The organism is Streptomyces sp. NBC_00461 (genome assembly GCF_036013935.1).
In the GTDB taxonomy this organism is placed as follows: Bacteria; Actinomycetota; Actinomycetes; order Streptomycetales; family Streptomycetaceae; genus Streptomyces.
Genome location: NZ_CP107902.1, coordinates 8,352,813 through 8,369,300, shown reverse-complemented (window position 1 = coordinate 8,369,300; position 16,488 = coordinate 8,352,813). Strand labels below are relative to the sequence as shown.

Annotated in this window: 11 protein-coding genes and 1 pseudogene; 5 read left to right on the top strand and 7 right to left on the bottom strand. The window is 71.3% G+C overall.

Features of this window, described 5'->3' with window-relative positions:
- Positions 1-9: 9 nt before the first annotated feature.
- Positions 10-861, bottom strand: a complete 852-nt coding sequence (locus tag OG870_RS38775; RefSeq protein WP_266591574.1) for a phospholipid scramblase-related protein — start codon at positions 859-861, stop codon at positions 10-12.
- A 77-nt stretch (positions 862-938) separates the two neighbouring features.
- Positions 939-2,993, bottom strand: a complete 2,055-nt coding sequence (locus tag OG870_RS38770) for a phosphocholine-specific phospholipase C (protein WP_266591572.1) — start codon at positions 2,991-2,993, stop codon at positions 939-941.
- A gap of 188 nt (positions 2,994-3,181) precedes the next feature.
- Between OG870_RS38770 and OG870_RS38765 the strand changes: the two genes are divergently transcribed.
- Complete coding sequence (locus OG870_RS38765) at positions 3,182-4,465, top strand: MFS transporter (RefSeq protein WP_266591570.1); 1,284 nt, start codon at positions 3,182-3,184, stop codon at positions 4,463-4,465.
- A 67-nt stretch (positions 4,466-4,532) separates the two neighbouring features.
- On the opposite strand, the gene OG870_RS38760 is transcribed toward OG870_RS38765, so the two are convergent.
- Complete coding sequence (locus OG870_RS38760; protein ID WP_266525734.1) at positions 4,533-5,000, bottom strand: hypothetical protein; 468 nt, start codon at positions 4,998-5,000, stop codon at positions 4,533-4,535.
- Between the two features lie 124 nt (positions 5,001-5,124).
- Entirely contained in the window at positions 5,125-6,063 is a 939-nt protein-coding gene (locus OG870_RS38755; RefSeq protein ID WP_266591568.1) for a hypothetical protein, read from the bottom strand.
- Positions 6,064-6,532: 469 nt separating this feature from the next.
- Between OG870_RS38755 and OG870_RS38750 the strand changes: the two genes are divergently transcribed.
- The 4 genes from OG870_RS38750 to OG870_RS38735 all read left to right on the top strand — a co-directional run bounded on the left by OG870_RS38750 (position 6,533) and on the right by OG870_RS38735 (position 12,434).
- A complete protein-coding gene (locus tag OG870_RS38750; RefSeq protein ID WP_266843182.1) occupies positions 6,533-9,637 on the top strand; it encodes an AfsR/SARP family transcriptional regulator in 3,105 nt (1,034 codons plus the stop codon).
- Positions 9,638-9,933: 296 nt separating this feature from the next.
- On the top strand, positions 9,934-10,599 hold the full coding sequence (locus OG870_RS38745) for a M15 family metallopeptidase (protein WP_266525724.1): 666 nt from the start codon (positions 9,934-9,936) through the stop codon (positions 10,597-10,599).
- A 110-nt stretch (positions 10,600-10,709) separates the two neighbouring features.
- On the top strand, positions 10,710-11,192 hold the full coding sequence (locus OG870_RS38740) for an RNA polymerase sigma factor (RefSeq protein WP_266525914.1): 483 nt from the start codon (positions 10,710-10,712) through the stop codon (positions 11,190-11,192).
- A gap of 102 nt (positions 11,193-11,294) precedes the next feature.
- The gene (locus OG870_RS38735; protein WP_266525722.1) at positions 11,295-12,434 is read left to right on the top strand and encodes a C40 family peptidase; all 1,140 of its coding nucleotides are present in this window, start codon (positions 11,295-11,297) and stop codon (positions 12,432-12,434) included.
- 75 nt (positions 12,435-12,509) lie between these two features.
- On the opposite strand, the pseudogene OG870_RS38730 reads toward OG870_RS38735, so the two are convergent.
- The 3 genes and pseudogenes from OG870_RS38730 to OG870_RS38720 form a co-directional block, all read right to left on the bottom strand.
- Positions 12,510-13,735: pseudogene (locus OG870_RS38730) on the bottom strand (cytochrome P450); the annotation flags it as partial.
- A complete protein-coding gene (locus OG870_RS38725; protein WP_266591564.1) occupies positions 13,726-14,367 on the bottom strand; it encodes a hypothetical protein in 642 nt (213 codons plus the stop codon). The pseudogene OG870_RS38730 and the gene OG870_RS38725, both read right to left, overlap by 10 nt.
- Positions 14,368-14,516: 149 nt before the next feature.
- Complete coding sequence (locus tag OG870_RS38720; RefSeq protein ID WP_266591562.1) at positions 14,517-16,052, bottom strand: flavin-containing monooxygenase; 1,536 nt, start codon at positions 16,050-16,052, stop codon at positions 14,517-14,519.
- Between the last annotated feature and the right edge of the window lie 436 nt (positions 16,053-16,488).

Below are 16,488 nucleotides of genomic sequence, written 5' to 3'. Positions count from 1 at the left end.
CGGCCTCCGCTAGCCGAGGCCGCGCGAGTCCTGCTTGAGCGCCGTGTCGACAGTCAGGGCGGTGGCGACGACGAGGCTCAGCAGCGGCTCGGGCAGCTGGTAGTGGATCTGCAGGACGTAGTTGTCCGCGGTCGTGAACATCGTTTTGGCGAGGCCTTCCCAGGTCTTGGTGATCCGGGCGACCTCGTTGTCCGCGTGGTCGACGATCGCGAAGTTCCAGGCCCGCCAGTTCTCCGCCTTGATCGCGCCGACCTTCTGGCCGTTCGCGTTCATCGCGAAGTTGATCTTCCCGATCATGTTCTGCTGGACGATCTCGCCGACCTGCGAACCGTCGGGACGCGACACCACGACCCTCGACTTGAGGATCTTCGCGGGCCGGGTCAGCAGCAGCTGCGGCTGACCGTGGGCGTCGCGGATCTCCAGCCGGTGGGTCATGAACTGGTCGAGGCTGGTGAGAAGGCGCGCCGCCTTCTTCAGCGCGCTCTGCCCGACCTCGGTGACCGAGCCGATCTGGTTGCCGTTCTGATCCATGACCGTGTACTCGTTGGTCACCTCGATCAGCTTGGCCTTCTGGTTGACCACCAGGACCGGCTCGGTGAACAGGCTGCCGCCGCCGGGGCCGCCGGCGGCGACCCCGGCCTGCTGCTGCACCTGCCGCTGCACGCGCGGATCCGGACCCGCGGCCTGCTGCGGCACGTGCTGCGGTGCCTGGTGCGATGCCTGCTGCTGGGCAGCCTGCGCCTGCTGCTGGTCCGTGTTCGTGTGCTGGGTCCACTGAGCGCCGTCCCAGTAACGGAGGGTCTGAGGCGCTCCGTGCGGATCCGGGTACCAGCCTGCAGGAGTGTTCGAATGCGTGGTCACCGGGGCACATTACCCCGGTCCCACCATCACCTCGCCAGCCCCCGCGAGGCACCATTCTTCAGCTTTTACCCGGCAGTTCACCGCGTGATGATCGCCGGGTCGCTCACGCCGGGCCGCCCGTTCTCGACATGTCCGGCGAATCGCCGCAGGAACGCCGCATCCGCCTCGGAGGTGACCGTCAGGTCGTACCAGCGCCCGCTCGCCGCGAGGTCGGCCGTGTGCCTGACGGTGGCACCGGGCCGGACCGTGAAGGTCCGCGGGTGGCACCCGTATCCGCCGGCCAGCTTCAGACGCACCGTGCCGGAGCCCTTGTTGGTGAAGGTCAGCTCGACGTGCTCGCCGCTGTGGCGGGCGGTGACCTCGGGCCCGGCCGTCCTGTTCGGGCCCTTGAAGGTGCGCAGGAAGCCGTTCGGGCCGTGCACGGTCAGGTCGTACGAGCCGTTCGAGTACGCCGAGTTCCAGGCGTCCGAGACGGTCTTGCCGGCCTCGGTGGTGTAGCTCCAGGGACCGTCGGTGCGGTTGCCGGAGGTCACCAGGAAGGCGGCGCCCGCCTTCGCGCCCGAGGCGAAGGTCAGCGTGAACTTCCCGGAGGCGGTGTCCACCGAGCCGTCCACGTGCGGGGCGTACTTGAGGGGACGCGCCGGGCGCAGACCGCGCTCCTGCCTGGGCAGCGCACCCTTGGCAGGCGGGGTCGGCACGTAGTCGGGGTGGCGGTCCTTGTCCGGCGGCCGGTAGGCGTCGGTGTCGGGCAGGGCGACCGGCTTGGTGTCCTTGTGGGAGAAGTCGAAGGCCGCGGTCAGGTCCCCGCAGATGGCGCGCCGCCAGGGCGAGATGTTGGGCTCGTGCACGCCGAAGCGGGTCTCCATGAACCGGATGATGGAGGTGTGGTCGAGCGTCTCGGAGCAGACGTATCCGCCCTTGCTCCAGGGCGAGACGACGATCATCGGCACGCGCTGGCCCAGTCCGTAGGGGCCGGCCGGGTGGGAGCTGCTGCCCTTGAACAGGTCGGGGCCGACGTCGACGGTGGACTTGCCCTGCGCGGCGGAGCCCGGCGGGTACGGAGGGATCTGGTGGTCGAAGAAGCCGTCGTTCTCGTCGTAGGTGATGAACAGGGCCGTCTTCGCCCACTCCTTCGGGTCGGAGGTGAGGGCGTCGAGGACCTGAGCGACGTACCAGGCGCCGTAGTTCGCGGGCCAGTTGGGGTGCTCGGTGAAGGCCTCGGGGGCGACGATCCAGGAGATCTGCGGCAGCTTGCCGCCCTTCACATCGGCCTTGAGCTGGTCGAAGAAGCCCTCGCCCTTGCGGGCGTCGGTGCCGGTGCGGGCCTTGTCGTACAGCGGGTCGCCGGGCTTCGCGTTGCGGTACTGGTTGAAGTAGAGAAGCGAGTTGTCGCCGTAGTTGCCGCGGTAGGCGTCCGGGATCCAGCCCCAGCTGCCGTTCGCGTCGAGCCCGTCGCCGACGTCCTGGTAGATCTTCCAGGAGACGCCGGCCTTCTCCAGGCGCTCGGGGTAGGTGGTCCAGCCGTAGCCCGCCTCGTCGTTGCCGAGGACCGGGCCGCCGCCCTGTCCGTCATTGCCCGTGTACCCGGTCCACATGTAGTAGCGGTTCGGGTCGGTGGAGCCGATGAACGAGCAGTGGTACGCGTCACAGATGGTGAAGGAGTCGGCGAGCGCGTAGTGGAAGGGGATGTCGTCGCGGTTCAGGTACGCCATCGTCGTGGAGCCCTTGGAGGGGACCCACTTGTCGTACTTGCCCCCGTTGAAGGCGTCATGTCCGTCGTTCCAGCCGTGCGGGAGGTCCTGGATGAAGGCCAGGCCCAGGTCGTCCGCGTCAGGGTGGAAAGGCAGGATCTCCTTGCCGCTCGCGTCCTTCTGGTGCCAGACGGAGGTGCCGTTCGGCCAGGTCACCGGGCGCGGGTCACCGAAGCCGCGGACGCCTCTGAGCGAACCGAAGTAGTGGTCGAAAGAACGGTTCTCCTGCATCAGGACGACGATGTGCTCGACGTCCTTGATCGACCCGGTGCGGTGGTTCGCGGGCAGCGCGGCGGCGCGCTCGATGCTGTTGGACAGGGCCGTGAACGCGGTGGTCGCGCCCGCGAGTTGCAGGAATCGGCGCCGGTTTACTTCGGACATGGGTGAGTGCCTCTCATCCTGAGGACGGATGGCCGGAACGTGACGGATTGCGCGCGGTGCGAGTGTTCCAAGAGCAACAAACGTCAGGGAAGGGTCCGGTGGCGCCCATGTGAAAGTCGTCGGTACGAGAGGTGTGCCACCACGGCCGTGAGGTGTGCCTCCCCGGCCCCGCGGGGAGGGTCGCGATCATGACAGAGACGCAGACACCCGCCTCGTCGACGAAGCGGCCCGTACGACAACTCTTCGCCGCCTCGGTGGGCAATGCGGTGGAGTGGTACGACTGGTACGCCTACACGTTCCTGGCCACCTACATCGCCGCCGCGGTCTTCCCCAAGGGCGCGGACAACTCGCTGGTACCGCTTCTGTCGACGTTCGCGGTGTTCGCGGTGGGCTTCTTCATGCGCCCGGTCGGCGGGCTGCTGATGGGCGCGATCGCGGACCGGCACGGCAGGCGGGCGGCGCTGACGGTCACCATCCTGCTGATGGGCGGCAGCAGTCTGCTGGTCGGCCTGACACCGACGTACGCGGCGGTCGGCGTGCTGGCTCCGGTGGTCCTGGTGCTGGCCCGTCTGCTCCAAGGCCTGTCCGTGGGCGGGGAGTTCGCGGCCTCGACGACCTTTCTGGTCGAGTCGGCGGGACCGGGCCGGCGCGGTCTCTTCTCCAGTTTCCAGTACGTCTCCACGACGGCCGGCCAGCTCGTCGCGTCCGGCATCGCGACCCTGCTCGTCGACACGCTGGGCGAGGGCTCCATGAACGGCTGGGGCTGGCGGATTCCGTTCGCCTTCGGGGCCGTACTGAGCCTGGTCGGCTTCTGGATCCGGCAGGGCGCCCAGGAGACCCGCAGCGAGGAGCAGCAACAGGCGCCCCGCCCGGCCCTGTTGGAGGCCCTGCGCCGCCACCCGCGCGAGTCGCTGCTCATCTGCGGGATCACGGCGGGCGGCACGATCGCCTACTACACCTGGACGTCGTATCTGCCGACGTACGCCCAACTCAACGCGGGCGTCGCCGCGTCGGACGCACTGCTCGCGGGCACGATCTCACTTGCCTTCTTCGGCCTGCTCCAGCCGCTGGGCGGGCTGCTCTCGGACCGCTACGGCCGTCGCCCGCTGCTCCTCTTCTTCGGAGTGGGCTTCGCCCTGTTGAGCGTGCCGCTGCTGCACGCGCTGCGCGACTCGTTCGCGGTGCTGCTGCTCGTCCAGTGCGCGGGCATGGTCCTGCTGACCGGCTTCACCTCGATCAGCGCGGCCGTGAACGCGGAGGTGTTCCCGCCTCGGGTGCGCGCGGCCGGCATCGGCTTCCCGTACTCGCTGACGGTCGCGCTGTTCGGTGGCACCGCTCCCTATGTGGGCACGCTGTTCAAGGAGTTGGGGCAGGCGGGCCTGTTCCCCTGGTACGTGGCCACGCTGTGTCTGCTGTCCTCGCTGGTGTACCTGCGGCTGCCGGAGACCGCCCACACCGAGCTGCGCCGCTGACGGCACGGCCCGCCGGCACGATGCCGGCGGGCCGTGGCCGCACCCCGATGTCGACCGCAGCCTGGTGTCAGCTGATGAAGGAGCCCGGGGCGCAGGCGCTCGCGGTCACCCAGGCGTGCGACTCGATGGAGTTGTTCATGTTCGCGTTGTTGGTGTAGCGGTTCCGGCTGAGGTCGTCCACGTACTTCTCGCCCGGCTTGAGGCAGCCGTACGACGTGTCGTCGTAGTGCCCGCGCCAGTAGAAGGCCACGACGTCCTTGCCGCCGACGAAACCGCTGTTCATGACCGACGAGGCACTGTTCACGTCGGAGCCCTGGAAGGGTCCGTCGCCGTCGCCCCACTCGGGGTCGTTGCCGGGGGTGACGCCGAGGAGCGTCCCGCCGCAGTCGGTGCCGTCCCAGGCGCGGACGTTGCCGTCGCGGCCGTGCGAGTTCCAGTTGGCGTTGCAGCCCGGGCCCGCGTGAGCGGTCGCCGGGATGGCGAGGCCGAGGGCCGCGAGGCCCAGGGTGGCGAGGGAGACGGTCAGTTTGCGCATGAGGGATTCCTGTTCTGCTTCCGCCTCGTGGGAGGCGTGGGCGTGGTGACGATCCGCGAGCGATGTCGCGGGGAACTGTCCGTGACGCGGGGTCACGGAAATCAGGGGGCGGGCGCCGGCCGGATCAGGCCCGCGCGGGGACGATCCGCTCGGCGCGGGCGAGGGCGTGCTGCCGCATCCGCCGGTGGGCGTCGAGGGCGTCGCCGTACGTGCCGGCCAGTTCGCCGACGTAGTGGGCCTCGCGCCGCTCACCGACCTGGCGCAGCGAGACGGAGCGGGCGCAGGTGGCGTCGGCGACCGCGATCCGGGTCTCGTCCGCGAAGGTCCTGGCCTCCTGGGCCCGGGTCTGCTCCGCGCTGTGGTCGCGGGTGGCCCGGCGTGCCGCGTCAGGGTCGGGGAAGGGGTGGCCGGCCTTGCTCATGCAGCGCGACCAGGCGACCACCGCGCTCTTGAACTCCTTGTCGCGCAGCAGCTTGCCCACGTACAGCGGCCGCAGGTTGCTGACGGTGGCGTCGGCCCGGAGCCAGGCCGCCGCGTCGCCGTACAGCGTCCTCTCGGCCGCGCCGGCGCAGCCGCCGGACTGCTTGGTGATGGTGCCGCCGGACGGTACCCGCGCCTTCAGTACGGCGGCGTCCCGGCCGCCGTCCATCGCGGTGTCGTAGGCGCGCTGCCGCGAGCGGGAAAGGGACTTGCGGTAGGAGATGTTGGGGTTGCCCAGGCGGGCGCGGTCCTCCTTCGCCATGATCCTGCTGCCGTAGCCGTGGGTGCGCGCCCAGTCGATGTCGTCCTGGACGTAGCCGACCGGCCGGCTCTCCTCCAGGTTCAGCGGCCGCTCCGACCAGAAGCGGAAGCCCTGCTTCGTCATGCAGGTCGTGATGAGGCTCTGCTCGGCGTCGGAGATCCGCAGGTCCTGTGCGTAGGTGAGGTCCCGGACGTGTGCGGCGGCCTCGGCCCGCGCGGCCGGCGAGGTGCCCTGGGGCGCGTCGGTGCCCGCCGTGCAGGCGGTCAGGACGAGCGAGGCCAGCGCGGCGATCGCGCCCACCGTGGCGGTGGTGCGTCGCATGCTGCGCTGCCTCGGTACCACCGTCCGGCGTGGGTCGTCGGTGCGCTTCATCGGCATGCTCCCGGGGCGTGGTCGAACCGGAGTGGTCGAACCGGCGTGGTCGAACTTGCTTGTTCTTTCGAGCCGTTGACGCCTCGGGACGGCCGTCCGTATGCCTCTCGAATCGCAGGTTTATTTCTCGCGGTCGGGGTCATACGAGGGCGGCGGGCGAACCGTCTTCCCTGTATGCGACCCGGTTCTCCCGGGGGACGGAATCCAGCCAAGTGGTGAGGGGGGCGGAGAGCCGCACGCGACCGACCGGTCGACGGGCAACAGGCATTACCAACAGCGATGTCGCGGGTGGGCGACACGAGTACACCGGACCGTCCGGATTCGGACACGACGGTCCGGCTGTCGCCGTGTCGTGGGCATGTTCGCCGATATCTTTCGCCGTGATCCGCGGGGCGGATGGTACGGCGATCGGGGAACGATGTTCGAAGTGCGTCTGCTCGGTCCGGTGGAGGTGTGGGCGGGAGGCAGACGGGCCCCGCTCGGCGGCATCAGACCCCTGGCGGTCCTGTCCGCGCTGGTCGTCCACCTCGGCGAGGTGCTCTCCACCGAGCGGCTCGTGGACTGCGTCTGGGACGAGCAGTCGCCCGCGACCGCCGCCGCGCTGGTCGCCACCCATGTGTCGGCCGTGCGCCGCGCCCTGGCCAGGGTCTGCGAGGCGGAGCTGATCCGGACCCGGCCGCCGGGCTATGTGGCCGACCTCGACCCCTCCCGGGTCGACGCCCGCCGGTTCGAGGAACTGCTCGCGTCGGGCCGGGCCTCGGCCGCGCGGGGACGCCCCGAGGAGGCCGCAGAGCTGCTGTCCGAGGCGCTGGGGCTGTGGCGTGGCCAGGAGGCTCTGGAGGGGCTCGGCCAGTCGTTCGCCCGCATCGAGGCGGCCCGACTCGCGGAACTGCGGCTCGTCGGCCAGGAGGAGTCCTTCGCGCTGCAGCTGGAACTGGGCCGCGCCGACCGGACGATCGCTCCCCTGCTCGCACATGTCGCCGCGCATCCCCTCCGGGAGCGGCCGCGCGGCCAGCTGATCACCGCGCTGGCGCGCACCGGCCGGGTCTCCGACGCCCTGCGCACCTACCAGGAGGGCCGTGAGGCGCTGCGCGAGGAGCTGGGCATCGACCCCGGGCCGGAGCTGCGGGCGCTGCACAAGGCGGTGCTGACCAACGACCCGGAACTGCTGGGCCCCGACCCCCGGAGCACGACGGACGGACCGGCCGGGCATCCCAGGGCGCGGGAGGGCGCGAGCCGGAGCACGCCGGTGCCGCGCACGCGGCCCGCGCCCTCCCATCTCCCGCCGGACATAGCCGACTTCGTGGGCCGTCGTGAGCAGATCGACTGGGCCACCTCGCTGCTGGGCGGGGTCGACGACACGGGCCGTACCGCGCCGCCGATCGGGGTGATCTCCGGACGGTCCGGAACGGGCAAGACCGCACTCGCCGTGCACGTCGGCCACCGCACCGCCGAACTCTTCCCGGACGGGCGGCTGTTCGTGGACCTGCGGGCCGCCGACACGACCCCGCTGGAACCCGCCGACGCCCTCGCCCGACTGCTGCGCGCCATGGGCGCCGAACCGGAGACGCTGCCGACGTCGGTCGAGGAGCTGACCGGGCTGTACCGCACCCACATCGGCCACCGGCGCATCCTGCTGATCCTCGACAACGCTGCCGGCGAGGCCCACGTACGGCCGCTGCTGCCGCCCGGCCCCGGCTCCGCCGTCCTCGTCACCAGCCGCCGCCGGCTGGTCGCGCTGGAGGGCGCCGCCCACCTGGATCTGACCGTGCCGGACCCGGCCGAGGCGCTCGAACTGCTGCGCCGCGTGGCCGGGCGGGACCGCACCGGCGCCGATCCGGAACGGGCCGCCGAGATCGTCTCGCTGTGCGGGCGGCTGCCGCTGGCCGTGCGCATCGCCGGGGCGCGGCTCGCCGCCCGCCCGCACTGGGTGCCCGGCCGGCTCGCCGACCGGCTCCGGGACGAACGGCGCCGGCTCAACGAACTGCGCGCCGGAGACCTGGAGTTGCGCACCAGCCTGGAACTCGGTTACGCCGACCTCGACACGCAGGAGCGGCGGGCACTGCGCCGACTGGCCCTGCTCGACCTGCCCGACTTCGCGGCCTGGATCGCCGCCCCGCTGCTCGACATCGGCACGGAGGAGGCCGAGGAGGCCGTGGAGCGGCTGGTGGACTGCCACTTCATCGACGTGATCGGCGTCGACGACACCGGGCGCAGTCGCTATCGCATCCACGATCTGGCCCGCGAGCACGCCCGTGAGCGCTGTCTGTCGGAGGAGAGCGCCGAGGAGCGTACGACGGCCGTGCTGCGGCTGGTGGAGTGCTGGCTGGGACTGGCGAAGCAGGCGGCCGCCCGCGGTCCGGGCGGAGCGGCCAGGTACTTCCCGGAACCTGCTGCCGTACGGCCGCTCGACGCTCTCGACCCGCGGGCCGAGGACGAGTTGCTGGAGCGGCCCGCGGCCTGGTTCGCCGCCGAACAGGCCTGTCTGCTGGCCGCGGTGGAGTACTGCGCCGACCACGGGATGGACCGCGCCGCCCGCGACCTGGCCGGGGCGCTGATCGCCAGCTCGGCCGCGCTGTACAACCAGTTCGACGCCTGGTCCCGCTCGCACGCCGCGGCCATCGCGGCCATGCGCCGCAGCGGGGACGGCGAGGGCGAGGCCTGGCTGCTCACCGGCCTTGGCCAACTCCGTTACGAACAGGACCGGTTCGAGGAGTCCTATGCCTACTTCGGTGACGCCCTGCGCCTGTTCGAGGCACGTGGCGACGTGCCGTGGGGCGCGGCGCTGGCGCTCGCCGGGATGGGTACGGCCCGACGCGAACAGGCCCGGTACGCCGAGGCGTCCGAGCTGCTGGCCGCGGCGCTGGAGCGGTACGGGGAGTCCGCGGACCGCGGCGCGCGTGCCCGTGTGCTGTACGGCATCGGCTATGTGCACCGGGAACAGGGGCGCGGCGCACAGGCGCTGGACGCCCTTTCGGGGGCGCTGGAGCTGTACCGCGCGGCGGGCGACCGGCACGGCGAGGGACTGACCCTGCGGTCGCTGGCCCTGTGCCACCGGGCCGAGGGCGCCCTGGCCCAGGCGGAGCGTCTGCTGCACGAGGCGCTGCGGATCTTCACCGGCCTGCAGGACACGTTCGGGATCATGTACACCGAACAGTCCCTGGCGAAGACGGAGTTGCGGCAGGGCCGACCGGACGTTGCTCGGGTACGGCTCGGCCGCTGCCTGGCGGTGGCCCGGGAGCGCCAGGACCGGTTCGGCGAGGCGCTGGTACTGCGCACCCTGGGCGAGTGGCACCTGGCGGCCGGCGATCCCACCGCCGCCCGAGAGCCACTGGAGCAGGCACTGGCCATGTGGGAGTCCCTGCACCTACCCCTGTGGCACGCCCGCACACTCCGAGACCTGGCCCACGTCCGGGCAGCCCACGGCGACAAGAGCGCCGCCCTGGCAGCCCACACCGAAGCGACAGCCGTCTTCCAGGAACTGGACTGCCGCGAAGCACGAGAGCCGGGCGCCGGCGAGTGACCCGGGCCGGCCGCAGAAGTGCCAGAGCAGGCACCAGCCATACGGAAGACCCTGCACCTACCCCCTGGCACGCCCGCACACTCCAGGACCTGGCCCACGTCCGGGCAGCCTACGGCGACAAGACCGCCGCCCTGGCAGCCCACACCGAAGCGACAGCCGTCTTCCAGGAACCGGACTGCCGCGAAGCACGAGAGCCGGGCGCCGGCGAGTGACCCGGGCCGGCTGCAGAAGTGCTGGTGAGCCGCTTGCAGGGAACCTGCAGAGCATTTGCAGCGGTCCCCGCCACTCTGGTGTGCGTGACGGACATCATCACGCTCTCGGACCCCCGGGTCGCCGCGGTCGCGGCGGCCGAATGCGGTGAACCGCTGGTCGACCTGCGCTGCACGGGCCAATTGCGGCTCGACCACCGGCAGGCCGACGACGACGGCAGCTACGCCCGGCTGCGGTCCGGCGCGCTGCGCCGGCTCGTCCGGGCGCAGCGCCTGCTGCCGGCCGGCGTCCGGTTCCTGGTGGTGGAGGGGTACCGCCCGCCGGACCTGCAGCGGCGGTACTTCGAGCAGTACGCGCAGACGATGCGCCTGGCCCACCCGGACGCGGCGCCCGAACGGATCCGTGAGCTGGCCAGCGCCTACATCTCTCCGCCGGAGGTGGCGCCGCACGTCAGCGGCGGGGCGGTCGACCTGACACTCTGCGACCAGGACGGCAAGGAGTTGCCGCTCGGCACCGAGGTCAACGCCACCCCGGAGGAGAGCGAGGGTGCCTGCCGCACCGAGGCGCCCGGCATCAGCGCCGAGGCGCGTGCGAATCGGGCCCTGATGAGCTGGGCCCTCACCGCGACCGGCTTCGTCAACTACCCGACCGAATGGTGGCACTGGTCCTACGGCGACCGGTACTGGGCCCTGCTGCGCCAGGCCCCGGCCGCCCGCTACGGACCCGCCACCCCACCCGGCCCGACGGCCTGACCAGCCGCCGGCCCGGGCACGGCACGACCACACCGTACGACCGAGGGGGAACAGCATTGGAGATCAGCAGCGCAGCCTGCCCGCCACCGTCGCGCACGGACGCCGACCGGATGAGCGCGGGGGACTTCGACGCCTCCTTCACCGCCGACATGCCGCGGCTGCGCCGTCGGCTGCTGGCGCTGACGGGCAATCCGCACGACGCCGACGACCTGCTCCAGGAGACGTATCTACGGCTCTCCCGGCGCGCCCGCGCCCAGAACCTGACGCGGCAGCAGCACCCGTACGCCTACGCCTGCACCGTCGCCCTCAACCTGCTCCGCGACTCCTGGCAGCACCCCTCCCGCCGGGAGCAGACCACCGACCGGCTGCCGGAGGCGGGCTGGGACGGCGGACTGGCCTCGTACGAGGCGTCCTCGACCACGCTGGCGCTGCTGAGCGTGCTCTCCGAGAAGGAGGCCGCGGCGGTGATCCTCGTGGATCTGGAGGGCCTCAGCCACGACACGGCCGGCGAGAGGCTCGGCGCCCATCGCGGCACGGTCCAGCGCAACCGCATGCGCGGCCTGGCCAAGATGCGCGCCGCGCTCGACAACTAGTGCCCCGGCCGCTCCCCCACGGGGGTGGGGAGTGGCACGTACCGTCTCCAACCGCTGTCGCCGGGCCGCCCGGTGACGTCACGTCGACGAAGGAAGACTTCCGTGAAGATCAGCAGTGCGCGCCGCCGGACCAGCGGCGGGCTCCTGGGGGCCTCGGTCCTGGCCCTGACCGCCTTCTTCTCGGCGCCGGCCCACGCCGCCGCCCAGGACACCGCCTGCGGCGTCCTCTCGCCGGGTGCCTCGGCGACCGCGCAGGCCGCCGTGAACGCGGCCTGTTCGCAGATCGGCGTCTGGTACAGCTGGGGCGGCGGCCACGGCGCGACGCCCGGTGCCACCTACGGCTACTACGACGGCTCCGACCCGGACAGCCTGCACGACAACGAACGCAAGGGCTTCGACTGCTCCGGTCTGATGCGTTACGCGTACTGGAAGGCGACGGGCAAGGACCTGCTCAACGGCACGTCCGACGACCAGTTCCACAGCTCGCAGGCCTCCGCCCGCTTCTCCGCCTCACAGGGCACGGCCCCGCTGCTGCCGGGCGACCTGATGTTCTGGGGCAGCGGCCACATCCACCACGTCGCCATGTACCTGGGCGGCGGACAGATGGCGGAGGCGTACGAGTCGGGCACCCACATCCGGGTCGCACCCGTGCGCACCGGCGGCGACTACGCGGGCGCGATACGGGTCAGCGGGTCCGGCACGCCCACTCCCCCGCCCGCGAACGGCGGTTCGACCTTCGAGACCTGGGGCACGGGGGTGCACACCCACACCACGCCGAGCACGCGCTCCTCCGTCGTGGACACCTTCGCCGGCCCGACCCAGGTGTCGGTCCAGTGCCAGGAGCACGCGGAGACCGTCACCGCCGAGGGCTACACCAACGACATCTGGTCCAAGCTCTCCGACGGCTCGTGGATGACGAACATCTACATCAAGGGCCCGGCCTCGCTGCCCGGCATCCCGGACTGCGGGGGTAGCAGCACCCCGCCCCCGAGCGGCGGCAGCAAGGCGTTCCAGACCTGGGGCACCGGGGTGCGCACGCACAGCGAGCCGAACGTCAACGCGGGCGTGGTCGACTACTTCGCGCAGCCGACCACGGTCAACGTGGTGTGCCAGGCGCACGCCCAGCAGGTGACGGCCGAGGGCTACACCAACGACGCCTGGGCGAAGCTGACCGACGGCTCGTGGGTGACGGTCATCTACATCAAGGGCCCCGAGTGGCTGCCGGGCGTGGCCACCTGCTGACCGTGCCCTGACAGGGGCGGCGGCGTCCGGTCGGCGACGGCTTCGCGAAGGCGGAGTCGCGCGTTCGTACAGGCCCCGGTCCCCCTCCGGTTCGGCGGCCACCACCGCCCCCGCCGCCGAGTCGCCGTACCGCTCCAGCAGGACGGTCCACAGGTCGCCCGTCCAGCGCCACCGTGCCCGCGAAGTCCCCGGAGGCGTCGGCGGTGCCGCGCTCCAGCAGTGACGTGGCTCCGGCCGCGGCAAGACGCTCGTCGACGAGCGTGGGGACGCGCTGGTAGGTGGCCGCCCAGTTGCGGTCGCCGACGCCGAGTACGGCGTACTGGACACCGTCGAGTGAGCCGGGCTCCAGTCCCTCCAGCCAGGTCACGAACTCCGCGGCGTCGTCGGTGGGCCTGCCGTTGTAGGAGGCGGCCACGATCACCACCGGTCCCGCGTCGGCGGTGACCCGGCCCACGGCGTCGTCGAGAGGGGCGACGGACGGGGCGAAGCCGTGCTCGTCGCCGTCCGCCGCCAGATCGCGGGCGATACCCGCGCAGGTGCCGAGGTTGGAGCCGTGCAGGAGGGGCAGTGCGGTGCCGGTGGTGCGTCGGACCACGGACCTGTCCCGGCCGGCGGTGGCGCTGTTCGCGGCGACGGCGGGCAGACGGCGTTCGCCGCTGGTGCGCCGGGCGAGCTTGAGGGTGAACTCGTCGGGCTTGATGGTCAACGACTGCTTGATCTTCAACTCGTAGTTGCTGTGGTCGATCAGCCGCTAGCGGGCACCAGCAGGCCGAGCAGCAGTGTGGCCTCGTGCAGCGCGAACTGGCGGCCGATGCAGGCGCGTTCGCCGTTGCCGAACGGCTTGAACAGGTGGACCGGACGCGCCTCCTCCTGCTCGGGTGTGAAGTGGTCCGGGTCGAACAGCTCGACGTTCTCGCCCCAGGCGGGGTCTCGGTGCAGGGCCGGGGTGAGCACCATCAGCATCTCGCCCTCACGCGCGGTGTACTTGCCGCCGATGACGGTGTCCTCGATCGGCTCCACCGCGAAGGCGGGTGCCGTCGGCCACAGCCGCAGGCTCTCACTGAGCACCTGGCGGATGTAGGTCAGCTTGCCGATGTCCCCGTAGTCGGGTCGGGCGTGTCCGTGTCGCCCCACAGGGCGTCCACCTCGGCCTGGGCGCGGGCCAGGACCTCGGGGTGCTTGGTCAGGTAGTGAAGGGCGAACGACAGGGCACCGCTGGTGGTCTCGTGCCCTGCGATGAGGAACGTGATGACCTGGTGGCGGATGTTCACGTCGTCCAGCGGCTCGCCGGTCACCGGGTCCGGGGGCGCTTCAACGCAGGCGTCGCACCCCCGGTGATGGCGAGGCCGACATCGGTCAGAGCGCGCCCTTTGTACGTGTAGAGGTGCGACCAGTCCGGATACCGGCGGGTGCTGCCGGCATCCGGCGGCACGACGGGGTTTCCGGTGAGATAGACGTACGTGGCGCCGGGCTCCTGGGCCACGCTGAGCGCCCGGTCGGTCCGCCAGGTGTTGCGCGGCCGCAGCACCTGACGGTCGGCGGCGGCATCGATCTGCCCGGTCACATCGCCCCGGGCATGAGTACGGGCCTGGACACGGCCGAGCATCGCGACGGGCGCGGCGATCTCCACCCCGCGCATCCCCGCGATCTGCCGCCACTGCTCGGAGGTGATCCCCCCGAACTGCCCGGACAGGAAGTTGGGACGCACCTGGCCCGCCGAGGCCTCCCGCGCCGACCGCGCCCCGGCGGGCCGCACCAGAATGTCGTACGCGGCCCGGAAGGTGGCGTCCGCCGAAGCCTCCACCCGAAGCCGCGACGTCGCCACGGAGCCGGTCAGCAGAGTGAACCCGGTCGCCGCCACGAGCACACCGAGCAGCAGGGTCAGGGTCCGTACGGACTGCCGTCGCAGCTGGCCGGTGATCATCCCGTGCATGGCGTCTCCATCGGCCCGTCCACTCCATCGGCACGTCAGCGCCGGGCGCCAGGCTAGACATCCCCCGTACATGGGCGATACACGGCTCGTGAAGGCCGGCGGTGAGGGCGTTCAGGGCACAGGGTCCGGATCGAGCGCGTGACCGGGGCCTACCGGAGCCGGTCCGAGGGGTGGGCGGGTACACCGTCGCGGTCGGCTTGAGCCTGGGCCGGCAGCGGCAACGACCAGGTGTAGACGTCCGGGTCGAAGGCGTGCAGGCGCTTGACGAGCCTGGCCGTCGACCAGGGCCAGCAGAAGGTGTTGATGCCCGGGAGGCCGAAGTAGTAACCGGTGCTGCCGGCGGCGTTGTAGACGGTGTTGGGCAGCGCCTCGCGCAGAGACCGCTGGTGGGCTGCTTCGACCTCGGGCTTGACCTCCAGAGCGGACGCCCCGCCGGCGCGCAGGTGGTTGAGAGCCGCGGTGATGTAGCGGAGTTGGGCTTCGAGGACGGTGGGGACGGCCGTGGTGCCGGTGAGGAGATTCGGGCCGATGAGCAGGAAGAGGTTGGGATATCCGCTGACGCTGGTGCCCAGGTAGGCACGGCGGTTGTCGGCCCAGGCCTCAGCCAGTGTGCCGTCGGTGCCGTGCAGTTGGGGGGCCAGCGGGATGTCACCGACGTGATACCCGGTCGCGAGGACGATGATGTCGGCGCGGGTGCGGGTGCCGTCGGCGCCGATGACGTCGGAGCCCTCCACAGCGGTCACGCGGGTCGGGTGCAGCCGTACGTTGTTGCGGGTGAGGGCGGTGTAGTAGGTGCCTGAGGTGATCAGGCGGCGGCCGCCGAGGGGGTAGTCAGGAGTAAGGGCCCGGCGTAGAGCGCGATCCCGTACCGACGCACGCAGATAGAGACGGGCCACGGCCTCCAGGGGCCACAGCAGGCGGGGGTGGCGCAGGGGGAATCCGATGGCTTCCTGGGTCCAGTGGTGCAGGCCGCGTAGTGCGCGGCGCGCTGCCGGGTGGTGTTCGAAGTACCGGTGGAGCCCCGGAGGGATGGTGTAGTCGGGTTTCGGAAGTACCCACTGCGGTGTGCTTTGGAAGACGTCGACATGCGCCGCCCGCGGCTGGATCTCGGGCAGGAACTGGACGGTGGACGCTCCGGTGCCCACCACTGCCACACGCCGTCCGGTCAGGTCGACTTCGTGGTTCCAGCGGGCGGAGTGGAAGGCGGTGCCCGGAAAGGTGTCGAGGCCGGGGATGTCGGGACGGCGGGGCCGGTGCCAGGGGCCGGTGGCGACGATCACGGCGCGGGCGGTGTACGTGCCCGAGGTGGTCCGCAGGTTCCAGCGGTGCGCTTGCGGCTCCCAGCGGGCACCCAGCACCTCGGTGTCGTAGCGGATCGCCTTGTGCGCGCCGTGTGTTGCCGCGGTGGTGTCGAGGTAGTCGAGGATCTCGGACCGGTCGGCGAAGCCCCGGCTCCACGCGTGGGGTGCGAAGGAGTACTCGTACAGCACCGCCGGTACGTCGCAGCCGCATCCGGGGTAGGTGTTGTCGCGCCAAGTCCCGCCGAGGCGGACGGACTTCTCCAACACGACAACGTCGTCGAAGCCGGCCCGGCGCAGCGCGATCACGGCGGCCAGGCCGGAGAGACCGGCCCCGATGACGATGACTTCCGCTTCATGATGGTTGTCGATGCTGTCGTCGGCCACCGGCGCGCGCCCCCAGTCCGCGTCGTGAGCATCCCGGCGCTGATGCCGAACCGCCCCCGACCGCTTGCTTGGAGCGACCGATCGTAGAGTTGCCCGCGATCACTCGTAGCGGCGTGACCGACAGATACCTCATAAGGGTGATCTTGCCGGGTGAGGTGAATGCGGTGCGTTTTCCTGTGTTCGACTGCCGCCGGCAATGCGCTCAGTCACGCGCCAGCCATAACCCCTCCATCTCCCCTTGGCACAGGGCCTGTTCCAGACGGTAGCGTCCGCCCAGACGAAGCGTGCGATCCACTTCTCAGTGGTGGTGGCCGACGACGGCTGCAGCGCACTGGGCCGCCCTGCGGGATGCAGCGCCGGACGCGGCGGTACCGGATCTGGTCAAACCGTTTGCCCTGCGGGAGTTGGTGTTGCGGCTGCGTGCATTGCTGCGCCG